The organism is Streptomyces sp. NPDC001373 (genome assembly GCF_042895815.1).
GTDB lineage: Bacteria > Actinomycetota > Actinomycetes > Streptomycetales > Streptomycetaceae > Streptomyces.
Map to the genome: position 1 here is coordinate 368,967 of NZ_JBIAWQ010000001.1, position 16,613 is coordinate 385,579.

The 16,613-nt window shown below is 72.4% G+C and carries 18 protein-coding genes; 6 read left to right on the plus strand and 12 right to left on the minus strand.

Annotation, left to right across the window (positions count from 1 at the left end; translation table 11 throughout):
• Positions 1–108 precede the first annotated feature (108 nt).
• From ACFY15_RS01775 to ACFY15_RS01790, 4 genes are all read right to left on the minus strand, one after another.
• Entirely contained in the window at positions 109–1,419 is a 1,311-nt protein-coding gene (locus ACFY15_RS01775) for a hypothetical protein (RefSeq protein WP_390685519.1), read from the minus strand.
• Positions 1,409–1,960: a DUF6114 domain-containing protein gene (locus ACFY15_RS01780; RefSeq protein ID WP_390685393.1), complete on the minus strand. Its 552-nt coding sequence runs from the start codon at positions 1,958–1,960 to the stop codon at positions 1,409–1,411. The genes ACFY15_RS01775 and ACFY15_RS01780 overlap by 11 nt, the downstream gene beginning before the upstream one ends.
• A 115-nt stretch (positions 1,961–2,075) precedes the next feature.
• Positions 2,076–2,723 carry a DUF6230 family protein gene (locus ACFY15_RS01785; RefSeq protein ID WP_390685392.1) on the minus strand — a complete coding sequence of 216 codons (648 nt, stop codon included), beginning with the start codon at positions 2,721–2,723 and terminating at the stop codon, positions 2,076–2,078.
• Between the two features lie 601 nt (positions 2,724–3,324).
• Positions 3,325–4,308, minus strand: coding sequence for a tetratricopeptide repeat protein (locus ACFY15_RS01790; protein ID WP_390685391.1), 984 nt, complete (start codon positions 4,306–4,308; stop codon positions 3,325–3,327).
• Positions 4,309–4,579: 271 nt separating this feature from the next.
• Between ACFY15_RS01790 and ACFY15_RS01795 the strand changes: the two genes are divergently transcribed.
• The gene (locus ACFY15_RS01795; protein WP_390685390.1) at positions 4,580–5,212 is read left to right on the plus strand and encodes a TetR/AcrR family transcriptional regulator; all 633 of its coding nucleotides are present in this window, start codon (positions 4,580–4,582) and stop codon (positions 5,210–5,212) included.
• A gap of 94 nt (positions 5,213–5,306) precedes the next feature.
• On the opposite strand, the gene ACFY15_RS01800 is transcribed toward ACFY15_RS01795, so the two are convergent.
• The 4 genes from ACFY15_RS01800 to ACFY15_RS01815 all read right to left on the minus strand — a co-directional run bounded on the left by ACFY15_RS01800 (position 5,307) and on the right by ACFY15_RS01815 (position 9,634).
• On the minus strand, positions 5,307–7,007 hold the full coding sequence (locus tag ACFY15_RS01800) for a methylmalonyl-CoA mutase (RefSeq protein ID WP_390685389.1): 1,701 nt from the start codon (positions 7,005–7,007) through the stop codon (positions 5,307–5,309).
• A 119-nt stretch (positions 7,008–7,126) separates the two neighbouring features.
• A complete protein-coding gene (locus ACFY15_RS01805; protein WP_042809084.1) occupies positions 7,127–7,456 on the minus strand; it encodes a DUF3817 domain-containing protein in 330 nt (109 codons plus the stop codon).
• Positions 7,457–7,506: 50 nt separating this feature from the next.
• Positions 7,507–8,016, minus strand: a complete 510-nt coding sequence (locus tag ACFY15_RS01810; protein ID WP_390685388.1) for a MarR family winged helix-turn-helix transcriptional regulator — start codon at positions 8,014–8,016, stop codon at positions 7,507–7,509.
• Between the two features lie 43 nt (positions 8,017–8,059).
• Positions 8,060–9,634, minus strand: a complete 1,575-nt coding sequence (locus ACFY15_RS01815; protein ID WP_390824873.1) for an MFS transporter — start codon at positions 9,632–9,634, stop codon at positions 8,060–8,062.
• A 113-nt stretch (positions 9,635–9,747) separates the two neighbouring features.
• Between ACFY15_RS01815 and ACFY15_RS01820 the strand changes: the two genes are divergently transcribed.
• Complete coding sequence (locus ACFY15_RS01820; RefSeq protein WP_390685387.1) at positions 9,748–10,743, plus strand: DUF5937 family protein; 996 nt, start codon at positions 9,748–9,750, stop codon at positions 10,741–10,743.
• 119 nt (positions 10,744–10,862) lie between these two features.
• Here the strand turns inward: ACFY15_RS01820 and ACFY15_RS01825 are convergent, their stop codons facing one another.
• Both ACFY15_RS01825 and ACFY15_RS01830 read right to left on the minus strand, forming a co-directional pair.
• Entirely contained in the window at positions 10,863–11,159 is a 297-nt protein-coding gene (locus tag ACFY15_RS01825) for an MTH1187 family thiamine-binding protein (RefSeq protein WP_390685386.1), read from the minus strand.
• Positions 11,156–11,500: a DUF3817 domain-containing protein gene (locus ACFY15_RS01830; protein ID WP_390685385.1), complete on the minus strand. Its 345-nt coding sequence runs from the start codon at positions 11,498–11,500 to the stop codon at positions 11,156–11,158. The genes ACFY15_RS01825 and ACFY15_RS01830 overlap by 4 nt, the downstream gene beginning before the upstream one ends.
• 159 nt (positions 11,501–11,659) lie before the next feature.
• Here ACFY15_RS01830 and ACFY15_RS01835 point away from each other — a divergent pair, with 159 nt between their 5' ends.
• The 4 genes from ACFY15_RS01835 to ACFY15_RS01850 all read left to right on the plus strand — a co-directional run bounded on the left by ACFY15_RS01835 (position 11,660) and on the right by ACFY15_RS01850 (position 14,325).
• Positions 11,660–12,298 carry an AIM24 family protein gene (locus ACFY15_RS01835; RefSeq protein ID WP_390685384.1) on the plus strand — a complete coding sequence of 213 codons (639 nt, stop codon included), beginning with the start codon at positions 11,660–11,662 and terminating at the stop codon, positions 12,296–12,298.
• A complete protein-coding gene (locus ACFY15_RS01840; protein WP_390685383.1) occupies positions 12,298–12,948 on the plus strand; it encodes an AIM24 family protein in 651 nt (216 codons plus the stop codon). The genes ACFY15_RS01835 and ACFY15_RS01840 overlap by 1 nt, the downstream gene beginning before the upstream one ends.
• An 11-nt stretch (positions 12,949–12,959) precedes the next feature.
• Positions 12,960–13,763, plus strand: coding sequence for an AIM24 family protein (locus tag ACFY15_RS01845; RefSeq protein WP_390685517.1), 804 nt, complete (start codon positions 12,960–12,962; stop codon positions 13,761–13,763).
• A gap of 85 nt (positions 13,764–13,848) precedes the next feature.
• Positions 13,849–14,325: a MarR family winged helix-turn-helix transcriptional regulator gene (locus tag ACFY15_RS01850; protein WP_390685516.1), complete on the plus strand. Its 477-nt coding sequence runs from the start codon at positions 13,849–13,851 to the stop codon at positions 14,323–14,325.
• 91 nt (positions 14,326–14,416) lie between these two features.
• Here the strand turns inward: ACFY15_RS01850 and meaB are convergent, their stop codons facing one another.
• Positions 14,417–15,379 (minus strand): methylmalonyl Co-A mutase-associated GTPase MeaB, encoded by a 963-nt coding sequence (meaB, locus tag ACFY15_RS01855; protein ID WP_390685382.1) that lies wholly within the window; start codon positions 15,377–15,379, stop codon positions 14,417–14,419.
• Positions 15,380–15,390: 11 nt separating this feature from the next.
• Entirely contained in the window at positions 15,391–16,593 is a 1,203-nt protein-coding gene (locus ACFY15_RS01860) for an acetyl-CoA C-acetyltransferase (protein ID WP_390685381.1), read from the minus strand.
• Between the last annotated feature and the right edge of the window lie 20 nt (positions 16,594–16,613).

A 16,613-nucleotide genomic window follows, 5' to 3' on the forward strand; every position in this document is an offset into this window, starting at 1 on the left:
GCCCCGGGCCCGCCCGGCTCCGCCGCACAGAGACCGAGGGCGGCACCCCGGCCCCGCAAGGGACCCGGGGTGCCGCCCTCGGTGTGTTCACCGGGGCCGCCGCGCGCGTCAGCCCTCCGGCGGGCCGATGTAGTTGTGCAGGCCCGGGACCGTGAGGTTGCCGCCGAACTGGCCGGCCTGGACGACCTTGACGTGCGTGAAGAACGCGAAGGGGACGTTCAGGGGCGGCGGGCTGTTCGGGGTGAACTCGATCGGGATGAGCCCGAAGAGGTTGCCCTTGAGGCTCTCCGTGTACATCGTGACCTTGCCGTCGCGGATCTTGGACGTGGAGCCCGGGCGCGACTTCAGGTGGGCGACGTTCCCGCTCTTGCCGACCGTCTGGTACAGGTCCTTGATGTCCAGTGAGTCCGCCGTGAACTTCAGGACCTTCTTGGTCTTCCCGCTCGCCGTCTTCACCTCGACGATGCCCTCGTAGTCCAGGCCGTAGAGGGTCAGCAGGGAGCTGTCCAGGTACCAGGGCTCGTCCGGCAGCAGCGGGATGCCCTGCTCCAGCTTCGCGTCGGCCAGGGCCTTGGCGTCGAAGGTCGGGCAGGGGAACGGCTGCTTGCCGTCCGGGTCCGCGGTCGTCGAGGACGTGGGGGACGGGGAGGCCTCCTCCGCCTGGTCCGCGTCGGCCTTGTCCGCCGCCTTGCCCGTCTCGTCCTTGGGGGTCTTGACGGTGTCCTTGACGGACTGCGGCAGCTCCTCGACCGTGGCGCCGGCCTTCTTCGCGGCGTCGCGGATCGCGTCGGCGGTCGGGTCGGCGGCGGGGGCCTTCGGGGTGCCCGGGGCGGGCGTCGCGGGGGCGGCCGGCTTCTGCGCGCCCTGGAGGGGCTTGCCGAAGGCGTCCACCAGGCCCTTGAGGGCGTCTCCGACGCCCAGCGGGTCGAGCGGGTTCGGGGTTCTGGTCGCCGAGGGCGACGGGGAGGCGCTCGCGGACGGCTTGGCCGACGGGGTCTCCTGCTTCCGCTCCTTCGGCGCCTCGGGCTGCTTGGCCGACGGGGTCGCCGCCGGGCTCGCACCCGGCTTCGGGGCCTGGCTCGCGCCCGGCGAGGGGCTCGCACCCGGCGACGTACCCGGCGAGGGCGTCGCGGACGGGGAGCCGGACGGGGACGGCGAGGCCGAGGCCGACGGCTCGTCGGAGCGCGTCACGCACGGGCCGGGGGCGAAGGGGATCTCCTTGTCGTCCGCCAGGGCCAGCTTCGGGGCGATCCCCATCCCGACGAGGACGGCCGTCGGCATCGCCGCCAGCGCCATCGTCTTGCCGACGGGTATCTGGAGCTTGTTCAGCAGCGACTTCCTGGGCGCCGCGTGGCGTCCCTTTCTCTCACGGGACTCTGCGCCTGGGGCCACGCCCCGCTGCGTCTCGTCACCCCGCACTGTTCCTCCCGCCATCGGCGTGGGCAGTCTTCTCGGTCACGTACGGCGTTTCCGTGTCGCGGGGGCCCGGGAGGCCGTGGAACGGGTCCACGGGCGCCACCTCGGCCGCTTCTGCCTGCTCGGGTCCGTCTTCCACCGGGATGCCCGGCGCCCAGGCCAGCGCGAGGCAGCCGCCGACCATGGAGGTGAGGAAGCCGATGAAGAACCCGCCGAGGTTGGACAGCGGGATCGACACCAGGGCCAGCAGGATCGCGGCGACGCCCGCGAAGACGCGGATGCCCTGCTGGAACCAGAGCGCCAGGCCCAGCGTGATCAGCAGGATGCCGATGATCAGCGAGCCGGAGCCGGTCGTCGTCGCCATCGCGAGGGTGACGTTGCCCAGCCGGATGTCCGCGAACGGGAAGTAGACGATCGGGACCCCGCCGAGGAGCGTGAACAGGCCGGCCCAGAAGGGGCGCTCGCCCCGCCAGGCACGGAAGCGGTGGTGCACGACGGCGAGCCAGTGTTCGTCTGCGGCGTGAACCGGGGCCTGGGGGTTCATGGACAACAGCTCCCTGGAAACGGTGGTACGGAGAACTCTGTGGAGCCCGGACGGGCGGGCGCAGGCGGCTGCCCGCCGCCCGCCCGTCCGGTCAGTCACACGTCCGGGACGAGGCCTACTTCTCGTCCTGGTAGCACGGCTGGTTGCCGCTGAGCAGACGGAGCTTGAGGTCGGGGAGCGTGAAGGTGCCCGCCGTCGTCGCCCATGCCTTCTGGCGCACGTTCGTCAGCGTCGCCTTCTTGGCGCGCTGCGAGAACAGGCCGCCGTCCGCCACCGTGCCGGGGACCGGCTTGGTGACGTGGCTGCCGTCGCCGACCGCGACACCGATGTCGAGCTGGTCGAACTTGGCGTCGGCGTCCAGCTCGGCGACGTCGAGGTAGATGTTCTCCGCGACGGCCGGCTTGCCCTTGTTGCCGGTGTGCAGCTGGAGGGTGATGGCGCCGAGGCCCGGCACCGGGGTGACCAGCGACTGGCACATGTTGGTGATCTCGGCGCGGCTGAAGCCGGAGATCGTGACCGGGTGCTTGCTGATCTTGTCCTTGTCGCCCAGGGTCGCACCCTCGGCAACGCTGCCGTACTGGATCAGGTTGTCACCGACGAGTTGGTCGGCCGACACCTTGAAGTCCTGGCCGGAAACGCTGAACGAGGCCGCGAGGGCACCCTGCGCCAGACCCACACCGACCGCGGCCGTGGCCGCGAGGGACGGCACCATGACGAGCGCGAAGCGCTTCCATCTGGTCCCGCCACGAACCTGAGAACTCATATTCGTTCCTCCTTCTCGGACGTACATCTCCGGTCCGGACAGAGCCCGGCCTGGGATGGGAGAAGTGCTACGTCCTCGGGAAGGAGCGCAGGCGGCCGAGCCGCGGCGCAGCCGCGTCCGATACACCGGCGATCACCCCCGAGCGACAACCACTGGGCCACGCGTTCGCGCAACCTGGAGGACAGGCCCTGCCGGTGTGGCAGAGACCCCCCTGTCCACGGCCGGTGTGCGTGCCACCGGCCCACCCGGTGGGGACCCTCCGCCGCGGCCGCCGGATGAGCGGCTCTACGGGAAGGACCGAGCGTCGCCGATCGTGGTCCATTCCAGGCCGGGGCACAAGGGGGGTCGTTACTCGCGGGTAATGGCTGGGTAACCGGAGCGCCGTCCTACGTCACACAGCGGCCACACAGGGTGTCACCCTGGGCCACGACAGAAGGGGTGAAGAAGGAACCAACCGGACAGTTCACGGGGTTCGATTTACTCCGAGTAACAGCAGCCGCGATTACCAAGTTTTGGCAAAGCGCGGCCGCTGTTTATCTCTGTGTCAACAAATCGCCGGTCACCCGGCTGCGTACCGCTCCAGCCGGGGCCCGGCCAGGCTCTAGAAGAGGACCCGCGCCAGCGCCGTACGGGCCGCGGTCACCCGCGGGTCGTCGGCGCCGATCACCTCGAAGAGCTCCAGGAGCCGCACCCGTACGGAGTTCCGCTCGTCACCGACCGTCACCCGTACGGTGTCCACCAGGCGGGAGAAGGCGTCGGCCACGTGCCCGCCGGCCAGGTCCAGATCGGCCGCGGCCATCTGGGCGGCCGGGTCGCGCGGGTTCTCGGCCGCCGCGGTGCGCACGGCCTGCGGGTTCATGTGCTGCACCCGGGAGAGCAGCTCGGCCTGGGCCAGGCCCAGCTTGGCCTCGGTGTTGGCCGGGTCGTCCGCGAGCACGTTCTTGTACGCCTGCACGGCACCGCCCAGGTCGCCCGCGTCCAGCGCGGCGACCGCCGCCTCCAGCAGCGCGTCGTACGGACCGGCCGGCACGGGGGCCGGGGCCGCCGGGGCGCCCGTGGAGTCGGGGTCGACCTGGAGGCCGAGGATGCCGAAGCGCTCCTCGGCGACCTGGACCAGCTGGGCCAGGGTCTCGCGGATCTGCTGCTCGGGGGCCACGCCCTGGAACAGCGGCAGCACCTGGCCGGCGACCACGGCGAACACGGCCGGGATGCCCTGGATGCCGAACTGCTGCATCAGCATCTGGTTGGCGTCGACGTCGATCTTCGCCAGCACGAAGCGGCCGTTCGCCTCGACGGCCAGCCGCTCGAGGAGCGGGCCGAGCTGCTTGCACGGCTCGCACCACTCGGCCCAGAAGTCGAGGACGACCGGGACCTCGTTGGAGAGCTGGAGGACGTCGCTTTCGAAGCCGGCCTCGTCGACGTCGACGACGAGCGCGGACGGCGGTACGGCACCGCCGGGCGCGCCGTCGCCACCCTGGCGGGCCGCCTCCGCGCGGGCCTGCTCGGCCTTCGCCTTGGCTTCGCCGGCCGCCTTCACCGCGGCGAGGTCGACGACGCCGCTCATGGACATGTTTCTGGGCTGCATACGTACATCCTCCCCCGTGTGCGCGCGCCGACGAAAAAGATCCCGGAAGATCCCGTGCGAAACCTCGTATCCGATGGTTCCACAGGGTGCCGCCGTCGATCCGCACTGCTGTGGCGCCGGGTCCCCACCTGGCGCCGGTAGCTCTTCGCGTGGTTGTCGCTCTTACGCTACGAGCCGTAGCGTAACTCCCCCGGGCGCCGGGCGCCCCGTGATCTGAACCACAGCGCGGAGGCCCCCGGCGGTTCCGCTACTGACGGGTATGGTCTCGGCCATGCGCAACCCGTGCCCCCGTACGACCCCCCGGCCCGGCCGCACCGGCCGCCCCCGCAGCGCGGCTGCGGACGCGGCGATCCTGGCGGCGACGCGGGAGGCGCTGGTGGAGCTGGGGTGGTCGAAGCTGACCATGGGGGACGTCTCGGCCCGGGCCGGCGTCGCCAAGACCACCCTGTACCGCCGCTGGGCGGGGAAGAACGAGCTGGTCGTGGACGCGGTGGCGGAGCTCTTCGACGCGCTCGAACTGCCCGACCGGGGGTCGCTGGAGGCGGACATCGAGTACGTGGTCCTGCAGTTCGCGGGACTGCTGCGGCGCCCGGAGGCCCGTACGGCCCTGATGGCGGTGGTCGCCGAGTCCACCCGGGACGAGGCGCTGCGGGACCGGATCCGGTCGGCGATCGTGGACCGGCAGAAACGTCTCGTCGTACTGGGCCGTGAACGGGCCCAGGCCCGCGGGGAGCTCCCGTACGAGGAGGACCCGTCCCTCGCCGGGCACACCACGGACCTGATCTTCGACGTGATCGCGGGCACGGTGGTGCACCGCGCGCTGGTGAGCTCCGAGCCGGTGGACGAGGGCTGGGTGGCGGCCTTCACGGCGCTGCTGATGCACGGCCTCGCCGCCCGAGGCTGAGACACCGCGCGGAACGCGCGGGAAATGCGGGCGGGGCCGGCCGGGGGGTTCCCCGCGGGGGACTCCTCGGCCGGCCCGTGGCGCGGTGCGCGGACTAGAAGCCGGGGGGCTCGGTGTAGGTGCCCCACTCGTCGCGCAGGACGTTGCAGATCTCGCCCATCGTGGCCTCGGCCCGTACGGCGTCCAGCATGGCCGGGATCATGTTGGAGCCGTCGCGGGCGGCGTCCAGCATGGCCTTCAGCGAGGCCGTCACCCTGGCGTCGTCGCGGCGCTCCTTGCGCGCGGCGAGCACCCGCACCTGCTCGCGCTCCACCTCGTGGCTGACGCGGAGGATCTCCAGGTCGCCGGTGACCGAGCCGTGGTGGACGTTGACGCCGACGACCCGCTTGTCGCCCTTCTCCAGGGCGCGCTGGTACTGGAAGGCCGACTCGGCGATCTCGCCGGTGAACCAGCCGTCCTCGATGCCGCGCAGGATGCCCGAGGTGATGGGGCCGATCGGGTGCTGCCCGTCCGGGTGGGCGCGCAGGCCCCGCTCCTTGATCTGGTCGAAGATCTTCTCGGCGTCGGCCTCGATGCGGTCGGTGAGCTGCTCGACGTACCAGGAGCCGCCCAGCGGGTCGGCCACGTTGGCGACGCCGGTCTCCTCCATCAGCACCTGCTGGGTGCGCAGCGCGATCTCGGCGGCCTGCTCGCTGGGGAGGGCGAGGGTCTCGTCGAGGGCGTTGGTGTGCAGCGAGTTGGTGCCGCCGAGGACGGCCGCGAGGGCTTCGACGGCGGTGCGCACGACGTTGTTGTACGGCTGCTGGGCCGTCAGGGAGACGCCGGCGGTCTGCGTGTGGAAGCGCAGCCACATCGACTTCTCGTTCTTCGCGCCGTACACCTCCTTCATCCAGCGGGCCCAGATCCGGCGGGCGGCGCGGAACTTGGCGATCTCCTCGAAGAAGTCGAGGTGCGCGTCGAAGAAGAAGGACAGGCCGGGCGCGAAGTGGTCGACGTCCAGGCCGCGGGAGAGGCCGAGCTCCACGTACCCGAAGCCGTCGGCGAGGGTGTACGCGAGCTCCTGCGCGGCCGTGGCCCCGGCCTCGCGGATGTGGTAGCCGGAGACGGACAGCGGCTTGTAGGCCGGGATGCCGTTCGCGCAGTACTCGATCAGGTCGCCGATGAGGCGCAGGTGGGGCTCGGGTTCGAAGAGCCACTCCTTCTGGGCGATGTACTCCTTGAAGATGTCCGTCTGGAGGGTGCCGTTGAGCACGCCCGGGTCGACGCCCTGGCGCTCGGCGGCCACGAGGTACATGCAGAAGGCGGGGACGGCCGGGCCGGAGATCGTCATCGACGTGGTGACGTCGCCGAGGGGGATGTCCTTGAAGAGGACCTCCATGTCGGCGGCGGAGTCGATGGCGACGCCGCAGTGCCCGACCTCGCCGAGCGAGCGCGGGTCGTCGGAGTCGCGCCCCATCAGGGTGGGCATGTCGAAGGCCACCGAGAGCCCGCCGCCGCCGGCGGCGAGGATCATCTTGTAGCGCTCGTTGGTCTGCTCGGCGTTGCCGAAGCCGGCGAACTGCCGGATGGTCCAGGTCCGGCCGCGGTACCCGGTGGCGTGCAGGCCGCGGGTGTAGGGGTACTCCCCCGGCCAGCCGATGCGCTCGAAGCCCTCGTACGCGTCTCCGGGGCGGGGCCCGTAGACGGGGTCGACCTCATCGCCGGAGAGCGTGGTGAAATCCGCGTCCCGCTTGCGGGCCTTGTCATATCGGGCCTGCCAGCGGCGGCGGCCCTCCTCGATGGCGTCTGCGTCCATACCTTCGAATTTACTAGGACGTCCTAGTAAATGTCGATGGCAAACCCCCGGGGAGTCGTCCCCGGGGGTGAGGTTTCGAGCGTTCCTACAGGCCCGCGCGAGCGGGCCCGGAGGCGGGCTCAGGCGCCGACGGTGACCGGGGCGTCCGCGACCAGCGGCTCGACCTCGGCGCGGACCCCGCGCTCGACGAAGAAGGCGGCCAGCGGGATGGTCCCCGACACCAGGACCCACAGCAGCTTCCCGAACGGCCACTTGGCCTTGGAGCCGAGGTCGAAGGCGAAGACCAGGTAGATCATGAAGAGCACGCCGTGGACCTGCGAGACCGCGAGGGTCAGGTCGGCGCCGGTGTCGAAGCCGTACTTCGCCACCATGCAGGCACAGAGGATCAGGAGCATGACCGCGGTCACGTAGGCCATGACGCGGTAGCGGGTCAGCACGCTTCGTTTCATGCCGTCGAGCGTAACCGCCCGATTTGCGCGATCTTGACGCGCCCCGGCCCTCAGCTCTCCTGGAAGTCGGCGGCGGCCACCCGCAGCGGCCTGAGCAGCGCGAAGATCTCCGCGCACTCCTCCGCGTCATAGACGCCGAGCCCGAACTCGACCGCCATCAGGTCCTTGGTCGCCGCCTCGACGACCTCGCGGCCCTTCTCCGTGATGGACGCGAGCGTGCCGCGGCCGTCGTGCGGGTTGGGCCGCTTGGCCACCAGCCCGGACTTCACGAGCCGGTCCACCGTGTTCGTCACCGAGGTGGGGTGGACCATCAGCCGCTCGCCGATCTTCGACATCGGGAGCTCCCCCGCCTGGGAGAAGGTGAGCAGCACCAGCGCCTCGTACCGGGCGAAGGTCAGCCCGTACGGCTTCACCACCGCGTCGACCTCGCCGAGCAGGATCTGGTGCGCGCGCATGATCGAGGTGATCGCGGCCATGGAGGGCACGGGACCCCAGCGCTGCCGCCAGAGCTCGTCGGCACGGGCGATGGGGTCGAAGGGGAGGCTGAGCGGCTTCGGCATCCACCAGACCCTACCGGGCGGTCATTTCCGGCGGCCCCCCGTCTCATTCCTCGGCCACCGCGCCGGCCGGCGCGGTGGCGCGCAGTTGTGCGAGCAGGACGAGGACGACGAGGGTGCCGAGCAGGGCGGAGCCGGCGACGACGGCGTGCGCCGGGAAGACCTCGGCGGCGGCCCCGGCCAGCGCCATGCCCACCCCCTGGAGGGTCATCAGCCCGGTGCTGAGCAGCGTCATCGCCCGGCCGCGCAGCTCGTCGGGGACGGTGTCCACGTACATCCGGTCGATGCCGAGCGCGTGGGCGTGCGCCAGCCCGGCGAGGACCAGGGCCGCCGCGACGGCGGCCGGGCCCGGGCGGAGCGCGTACACGAGGAAGGGGAGCAGGCAGACGGCGGCCAGCGGGGCGGTGATCCGCGCCCGGGTCTGCTCGGTGAGGGCGGAGCCGGCCCAGAGTTCACCCGCGACGGTGCCCACGGGAAGGGCGCACATCAGGATCCCGAGCGTGACGGTCCCGGCGCCGATGCCGTCGGCGTAAGGGGTGAGCAGGGCCTCCGGGACGACGGTGAAGGCGGACGGGACCCAGCACAGCAGGGTCAGGACGCGCAGCCGGCGGTTCCCGAACACGGCGCGCAGCCCGCCGAGCGCGGAATGCCGGGCGGCCGCCGCCCGGGCGGGCCGGGCCCGGGTGCCCAGGCGCAGCAGCAGGGCGGAGGCCAGGAACCCGGCGGCGGTCAGGGCGATGGCCCCGCGCGGCGCGAGGACGGTCAGCAGCAGCCCGCCGAGGCCGAAGCCGATGAGCTGGGCGCTCTGCGCGACCATCCGCAGCAGGGACCGGCCGAGGACGAAGGCCCCGCCGGAGCCGAGGATGTCGGCGAGGGAGGCGCTGCGCGCGCCCTGGAAGAGGGGCGCGACGAAGGCCATGGCGCAGCGCAGGACGAGGATCCCCGCGATCGGCGTCCTTGGCCAGACCATGGCCGCCGCGCAGGCGGCACACACCAGGTCGCAGGCGGTGAGCACCCGCCGGGCGGGGTACCGGTCGGCGATCCCGGCGAGCAGGGTGCCGCCGAGGGCGTGGGGCAGGAAGCCGAGGGCGAAGGTGAGCGCGCTCATCAGGGGGGAGCCGGTGGCGCGGTAGACGAGGACGGTGAGGGAGATCTCGGCGACGACGACGCCCAGCAGGGAGAGCAGGTGCGCGGCGAAGACGGCCCGGAACTCACGGACCCGGAACACGGCCCGGTATCCGGCCTCCGGGATGGCGGGGCCGGATGCCGCAGGATCGGCGGGGGCCGGAACGGCCGGGCCCGAGGCGGCGGAACCCGCAGCGGCGGGGCCCGGGGCCGAGGCGGCGGAACCCGCAGCGGCGGGGTCCGGGGCCGGAGCGGCGGGGGCCGGGGCCGGGGCGGCGGGGCCGGGGGCCGGAGCGGCGGCGGCCGGGGCCGGGGCGGCGGGGCCGGGGGCCGGAGCGGCGGCGGCCGGGGCCGGGGCGGCGGGGCCTGGGGCGGCGGGGCCCGGGGCGGCCGGGGTCGGGGCCGCGGGGGCCGGGGTGGGGACGGGTCGGGGGGTGCGGGGTGCGGCCCGGTCGACGGGGGCGGCGGGGGCGGGGGCGTCGTGGTCGGTCGGCATGGCGGCAGCCTCCGTGACCCGGCCCCCGGAGCGTAGGGATTCGCGTGGGGGCGAATGTCGGGGCAGAGTCCTCGGGTCGGCGCCGTCGCGTACACGAGGGGAGGCGGGCCGGGATGGGGCTGCTCCACCACTTCGGGCACGAGGACCTGCTGCGGTGCCGGTTCGCGCTGTCGCCGCTGTGGGAGACCCAGGAGGCGGTCCGCACCCTCAAGCGCCCGGACCGGCAGGGCTTCCACCTGCCCTGGCTGCGCGGGATCCGGGCCGCGGCCGCGGGGCTGGACCTGCGGCCGCTGTGGCTGCTGATGCCCCGCCGCGGGCACAGCACGGATTTCGTCAGCCCGCCGCCGAGCGGGCCCGGGGTGACCTTCGCGGAGGAGCTGGCGCAGGTCCGCGCGGCGGACCCGGCCGCGGCCCGCGAGGACATGCTCAGGGCACTGGCCTGCACGCCGGGCGCGCTCGACAGCGAGCTGGGCCGGTCCCTGGTCGCCGATCCCGCGCGGTCCGTGCGGCAGCTGGCCGATCTGCTGGAGCGGGCCTGGACCGTGCTGGTCGAGCCGCACTGGCCGAGACTGCGGGCCCTGCTGGAGGCGGACGTCCTCTTCCACTCGCGCCGGCTCGCCGCCGGGGGGCTGGAGGCCCTCTTCGACGGGCTGCACCCGGACCTCTCCTGGGACTCCGCCTCCCTCACCCTGACCATCGAGCGGCCCTCCGCGCACGCGCGGGTCCTGGGCGGCCAGGGGCTGCTGCTGATGCCGAGCGCCTTCGTCTGGCCGCAGATCGCGGGCGGCTTCGACCCGCCCTGGCAGCCGACCGTGGTGTACCCGGCCCGGGGCATCGGCGCCCTGTGGACCCCGGTACGGGAGGACACCCCGGCCGCGCTGGCCCGCCTGCTGGGCCGGGGCAGGGCCGACGTGCTGTGCGCCCTGGAGGAGCCGGCCTCCACCACGGCGCTGGCCCACCGGCTCGGCTTGGCCCCGTCGACGGTCTCGGCGCATCTGAAGGTGCTTCAGGAGGCGGGCCTGCTCATCTCCGCCCGCCACGGCCACCAGGTCCGCTACGAACGCACCCCCCTGGCCATAGCCCTCGCCTCGGGCACCGCCGTGGTGTGACCCGCCCGCCGACCCGTCCGGCGGTGAGACCCGTCACACCCCTGCGGGTCCGGGCGTACGACAGTGCCCCCCGTCGGCGGGCGGGGGGCACTGTCGGGGAAGGGCGTCGAGGCGCCGGGTCAGTCCCGCGCGAGGTGGCGTTCGACCGTGTCGACCTTCGAGGTGATCCCGTCGGTGACACCGGGGCGGATGTCGGCCTTGAGGACCAGGGAGACCCGCGGGGCGCGCTCCTCGACCGCGGCCACCGCGCGCCGGACCACGTCCATGACCTCGTGCCACTCCCCTTCGAGGGTGGTGAACATGGCGTCGGTGCGGTGGGGCAGGCCGGACTCGCGCACCGCGCGGACCGCGTCGGCGACGTACTCGCCGACCTCCTCGCCCACCCCCAGCGGGGTCACCGAGAACGCGACGATCATGCCCGGGCCGCCTCGCGCGCGCGGGCGGCGACGACGCTGTCGGCCTCGTCCCGCTTGAGCAGCCGGTCGCCGTAGAGCCCGCCGAAGGGCAGCAGCGCGAGCACGAAGAACAGGGCGACCCTCTTCAGCGGCCACTTCGCCTTGTTCCACACGTCCAGCAGGAAGACCGCGTAGATGACGAACAGGATCCCGTGCAGGATGCCCAGCGGCATCATCAGGTAGTCGATGTCCGAGATCCGGCTCAGCAGGGAGCCGAAGATCAGCAGGGCCGGGAACGACAGCGCCTCCGGTACGGAGATGAGGCGCAGCCGGTGCAGGGCGGAGGCGGTCTTGATGTCCACGTGGAACCTTCGGGGCCGGGGACCGGGGGGCCGTTCCAGTGTCTCAGCAGTCCCCGGGGATCTTCGGGCGGGGGGCCGGAACCCCCAACCCCGGTGAATGTGGCGCATATCGGCGTCCCGGGCCTGTGCGGTGCCGCCCGGTACCGATACCGTCACCCCGTGGCTCAGTTCCGACTCCAAGGCAGCAAGGTGCTGGCCGTCGCACTGACCGGGGACGCCGTGAAAGCGAAGAACGGCTCCATGGTCGCGTACGACGGGCAGATGGCCTTCAAGAAGATGACGGGCGGCGGCGAAGGCCTCCGCGGGATGGTGACGCGCCGGCTGACCGGCGAGCAGATGACGGTGATGGAGGTGCAGGGGCACGGCACCTGCTACTTCGCGGACCGCGCCAGCGAGATCAACCTGGTCGACCTGCGCGGCGAGAAGCTGTACGTCGAGTCCAGCAACCTGTTGTGCACCGACGCCTCCCTGCGCACCGGCACGACGTTCACCGGCCTGCGCGGCGCGAGCACCGGCAACGGGCTCTTCACCACGACCGTGGAGGGCACCGGCCAGGCGGCGGTCATGTCCGACGGCCCGGCGGTGGTGCTGCGTGTCAGCGCCCAGTACCCGCTCTCGGTGGACCCGGGCGCGTACATCGCCCACACCGGCGACCTCCGGCAGTCCTTCCAGTCGGGGATCAACTTCCGCACCCTGATCGGCGAGGGCTCCGGCGAGGCGTTCCAGATCCGCTTCGAGGGCGAGGGCCTGGTGTACGTGCAACCCAGCGAGCGCAACACGGTCGGGGGCGACCTCTGATGCCGTTCCGCGAGATCAACTCGAAGATGGTCGAGGCCCAGGTGGTCCCCGGGCAGAAGATGTACAGCCAGCGCGGGGCGATGCTCGCCTACCGCGGCGAGGTCTCCTTCACGCCGAGCATCACCGGCGGCCAGGGCGGCGTCATGAGCATGATCGGCCGCCGGGTGGCCAACGAGCAGACCCCGCTGATGGCGGTCGAGGGCAGCGGCACGGTGATGTTCGGCCACGGCGGCCACCACATCCAGGTGATCAACCTCCAGGGCGACACCCTCTACGTCGAGGCCGACCGGCTGCTCGCCTTCGACGGCACCCTCCAGCAGGGCACCATGTTCATGGGCTCGCAGGGCGGTGTCATGGGCATGGTGCGCGGCCAGGTGACGGGTCAGGGCCTGTTCACCACCACCCTCAAGGGCCACGGCGCGGTCGCCGTGATGGCCCACGGCGGGGTCATCGAGCTCCCCATCACCCCGAACCGGCCGGTCCACGTCGACCCGCAGGCGTACGTGGCCCACCACGGGGACGTCAGGAACAAGCTCTCCACCGCGCTCGGCTGGCGCGACATGGTGGGGCGCGGCTCGGGCGAGGCGTTCCAGCTGGAGCTCTCCGGCCAGGGCGCGGTCTACGTACAGGCCTCGGAGGAGAAGCTGTGAATTTCGGCCCCGTGACCGGCGGACCGGGCGGCCCGACCGTCTTCGACCCGTACACACTGCCCTCCGACGACAACGTGAACGCGTACACCTTCTGTGTGGAGCTCAAGGGGAACCAGTGGTTCCTGCAGAAGGGCAAGATGATCTCGTACTACGGGCACATCGAGTTCAACGGCATCGGCCACGGCCGCTTCGACCGGCTGCTGCGCACCAGCTTCCACTCGCCGCTGCACGCGAGCGACTGGGTGGTCGCCGAGGGACAGGGCAAGATGCTCCTGGCCGACCGGGCCTTCGACGTGAACTCGTACGACCTGGACGACGGGAACCTGACCATCCGGTCGGGGAACCTGCTGGCCTACCAGCCCACGCTGGCCCTCAAGCAGTCGATCGTCCCGGGATTCCTGACGCTGATCGGAACCGGGAAGTTCGTGGCGGCGTCCAACGGACCGGTGGTCTTCATGGAGCCGCCGCTGCGGGTGGACCCGCAGGCGCTGGTGGGCTGGGCGGACTGCCCCTCCCCGTGCCACCACTACGACCACGGCTACATGTCCGGCGTGATCGGCGGGCTGCGCGCACTGACGGGCATCGGCGGCACCTCGGGTGAGGAGCACCAGTTCGAGTTCGTCGGTGCGGGCACGGTGCTGCTCCAGTCGACCGAGCTGCTGATGGCGGAGCAGTCGGTCGGCGAGGTGGGTGCCGGGGCGGCCACGGGCAACGCGCAGGGCGTCCCGGGGGCCGGCCAGGGTCCGCTGGGGCAGCTGGGGGTGCCGCGGATGCCGGGGCAGCTCGGCGACCTGCAGCGGCGACTTGGTCTGTGAGGCGCCTCCCGCCCCAGGGGCCGGGAAGATCTTCCTATTTTTGTACGTAATTCAACTTCTTAGGTAGAGTTCACTCATGGAGACGATGGAGACCGAGACGGCCACCCGCTGGCTCACCGACGCCGAACAGTGCGCCTGGCGCACCCACCTGGACGTCAGCAGACTGCTGATGCACCAGCTGGAAAAGGATCTCCAGCCCTTCGGACTCACCAACAACGACTACGAGATCCTGGTCAACCTCTCGGAGTCGGAGGGCCACCGGATGCGCATGAGCGACCTGGCCACCGCGACCCTCCAGTCGAAGAGCCGGCTGTCCCACCAGATCACCCGCATGGAGGCCGCGGGCCTGGTGCGCCGGGTCAACTGCGAGTCCGACCGGCGCGGCCTGTACGCCGTGCTCACCGACGAGGGCATGGAGACCATGCGCAAGGTCGCCCCGCACCACGTGGCGTCCGTCCGGGAGCACTTCATCGACCTGCTCCCCCCGGAGGCCCTGCAGGCGCTGCGCAGCTCGCTGGCGCCCGTCGCGGAGCACCTGCGCGGCAACCGCGGCAAGATCTAGCGCGGGCCGTCCGGAGCCCCCGGACGGCCCGTACGCGCGCCGGAGGAGCGGGGGAGGCACCTCCCCCGCCCCTCCGGCGTCTCCGGGCGCCTCAGCGCTCGGTCAGGCTCTCCAGCAGCGCGTCGGCCGCCGCGTACGGGTCCAGCTCCCCGGCCGCGACCCGCGCGGCCAGGCCGCCCAGGTGCGCGTCGCCGTGCACGTTCGCGAGGCGCCCGCGCAGCGCGGTGATCGCGATGGTCTCCACCTCGCGCGCGGCCCGCGCGGCACGGCGCTCGGCGAGCACCCCGCGCTCGTCCATCCACGCCCGGTGCTTCTCCAGCTGCTCGACCAGCTCGTCGATGCCCTGGGCCCGGGCCGCGACCGTCTTGACGATCGGCGGGCGCCAGTCGCCCGGGCCCCGGGACTCGCCCAGGCCCAGCATGTGGTTCAGCTCCCGGGCGGTCGCGTCCGCGCCGTCCCGGTCCGCCTTGTTCACCACGTACACGTCGCCGATCTCCAGGATCCCGGCCTTCGCGGCCTGGATCCCGTCGCCCATCCCGGGCGCGAGCAGCACCACCGAGGTGTCGGCCTGCGAGGCGATCTCCACCTCCGACTGCCCGACGCCGACCGTCTCGACCAGGATCACGTCGCAGCCCGCCGCGTCCAGCACCCGGATCGCCTGCGGCGCCGCCCAGGCGAGCCCGCCCAGGTGGCCCCGGGTGGCCATGGAGCGGATGTAGACCCCCGGGTCGGAGGCGTGGTCCGACATGCGGACCCGGTCGCCGAGCAGGGCCCCGCCCGAGAAGGGCGAGGACGGGTCCACCGCGAGCACGCCGACCCGCTTGCCGGCCTTGCGGTACGCCGTGACCAGGGCCGAGGTCGAGGTCGACTTGCCGACACCGGGAGAACCCGTCAGCCCGACCACGTACGCGCCGCCCGTGAGCGGGGCCAGGGCGGCCATGACCTCGCGCAGGTGCGGGGACGCCCCCTCGACCAGTGAGATCAGCCGGGCCACGGCCCGCGGCCGGCCCTCGCGGGCCTGCGCCACCAGCGCGGGGACGTCCACCGTCGCCATCAGCGCAGCACCTACGCCTTCGGGACGCGGATCACGAGGGCGTCGCCCTGGCCGCCGCCGCCGCACAGCGCGGCCGCGCCGACCCCGCCGCCACGCCGCTTGAGCTCCAGCGCCAGGTGGAGCACCACGCGGGCGCCGGACATGCCGATCGGGTGGCCCAGGGCGATCGCGCCACCGTTGACGTTCACCTTTTCCGGGGTCACGCCGAGGTCCTTCATTGACTGCACGGCGACCGCGGCGAAGGCCTCGTTGATCTCGATCAGGTCCAGGTCGGCGACCTCCAGGCCCTCCTTCCCCAGGGCGTGCAGGATCGCGTTCGAGGGCTGCGACTGGAGGGAGTTGTCGGGGCCGGCCACGTTGCCGTGGGCGCCGATCTCGGCGATCCACTCCAGGCCCAGCTCCTCGGCCTTGGCCTTGCTCATCACGACCACGGCGGCGGCGCCGTCGGAGATCTGCGAGGAGGTGCCGGCGGTGATGGTGCCGTCCTTGGCGAACGCCGGGCGCAGCCTGCCCAGGGACTCCACCGTGGTCTCCGGGCGGATGCCCTCGTCGGCGGCGAAGACCACCGGGTCGCCCTTGCGCTGCGGGATCTCGACCGGGGTGATCTCGGCCTCGAAGACGCCGTTCTTCTGCGCGGCGGCGGCCCGCTGGTGCGAGGCGGCGGCGAACTCGTCCTGCGGGGCGCGCTCGATGCCCAGGCGCGTGTTGTGCTTCTCCGTGGACTCGCCCATCGCGATGTTCTCGAAGGCGTCGGTGAGGCCGTCGTAGGCCATCGCGTCCAGCATCTCGATCGCACCGTACTTGTAGCCCTCGCGGGACTTCGGCAGCAGGTGCGGGGCGTTGGTCATCGACTCCTGGCCGCCCGCGACCACGACGTCGAACTCGCCCGCGCGGATGAGCTGGTCGGCGAGGGCGATGGCGTCGAGGCCCGACAGGCACACCTTGTTGATCGTGAGCGCCGGCACGTTCATGGGGATGCCGGCCTTGACGGCGGCCTGGCGGGCGGGGATCTGGCCCGCGCCGGCCTGGAGCACCTGGCCCATGATCACGTACTGGACCTGGTCGCCGGAGATCCCGGCCCGCTCCAGCGCGGACTTGATGGCGAAGCCGCCGAGGTCGGCGCCCGAGAAGGACTTCAGCGAGCCGAGCAGCCGCCCCATGGGCGTGCGGGCCCCGGCGACGATCACGGAGGTGGTGTTGTTCGTTCCGGACATGAGGGCGAATCCCCTTTCAG

What these genes read in the sequence shown, in the direction of transcription:
- ACFY15_RS01805 (WP_042809084.1), bottom strand. Translation starts at nt 7,456, where the DNA reads ATGAAACGAAGCGTGCTGACCCGCTACCGCGTCATGGCCTACGTGACC.
- ACFY15_RS01860 (WP_390685381.1), bottom strand. Translation starts at nt 16,593, where the DNA reads ATGTCCGGAACGAACAACACCACCTCCGTGATCGTCGCCGGGGCCCGC.
- ACFY15_RS01795 (WP_390685390.1), top strand. Translation starts at nt 4,580, where the DNA reads ATGCGCAACCCGTGCCCCCGTACGACCCCCCGGCCCGGCCGCACCGGC.
- ACFY15_RS01810 (WP_390685388.1), bottom strand. Translation starts at nt 8,016, where the DNA reads ATGCCGAAGCCGCTCAGCCTCCCCTTCGACCCCATCGCCCGTGCCGAC.
- ACFY15_RS01785 (WP_390685392.1), bottom strand. Translation starts at nt 2,723, where the DNA reads ATGAGTTCTCAGGTTCGTGGCGGGACCAGATGGAAGCGCTTCGCGCTC.
- ACFY15_RS01815 (WP_390824873.1), bottom strand. Translation starts at nt 9,634, where the DNA reads ATGCCGACCGACCACGACGCCCCCGCCCCCGCCGCCCCCGTCGACCGG.
- ACFY15_RS01850 (WP_390685516.1), top strand. Translation starts at nt 13,849, where the DNA reads ATGGAGACCGAGACGGCCACCCGCTGGCTCACCGACGCCGAACAGTGC.
- ACFY15_RS01780 (WP_390685393.1), bottom strand. Translation starts at nt 1,960, where the DNA reads ATGAACCCCCAGGCCCCGGTTCACGCCGCAGACGAACACTGGCTCGCC.
- ACFY15_RS01840 (WP_390685383.1), top strand. Translation starts at nt 12,298, where the DNA reads ATGCCGTTCCGCGAGATCAACTCGAAGATGGTCGAGGCCCAGGTGGTC.
- meaB (WP_390685382.1), bottom strand. Translation starts at nt 15,379, where the DNA reads ATGGCGACGGTGGACGTCCCCGCGCTGGTGGCGCAGGCCCGCGAGGGC.
- ACFY15_RS01800 (WP_390685389.1), bottom strand. Translation starts at nt 7,007, where the DNA reads ATGGACGCAGACGCCATCGAGGAGGGCCGCCGCCGCTGGCAGGCCCGA.
- ACFY15_RS01825 (WP_390685386.1), bottom strand. Translation starts at nt 11,159, where the DNA reads ATGATCGTCGCGTTCTCGGTGACCCCGCTGGGGGTGGGCGAGGAGGTC.
- ACFY15_RS01790 (WP_390685391.1), bottom strand. Translation starts at nt 4,308, where the DNA reads ATGCAGCCCAGAAACATGTCCATGAGCGGCGTCGTCGACCTCGCCGCG.
- ACFY15_RS01820 (WP_390685387.1), top strand. Translation starts at nt 9,748, where the DNA reads ATGGGGCTGCTCCACCACTTCGGGCACGAGGACCTGCTGCGGTGCCGG.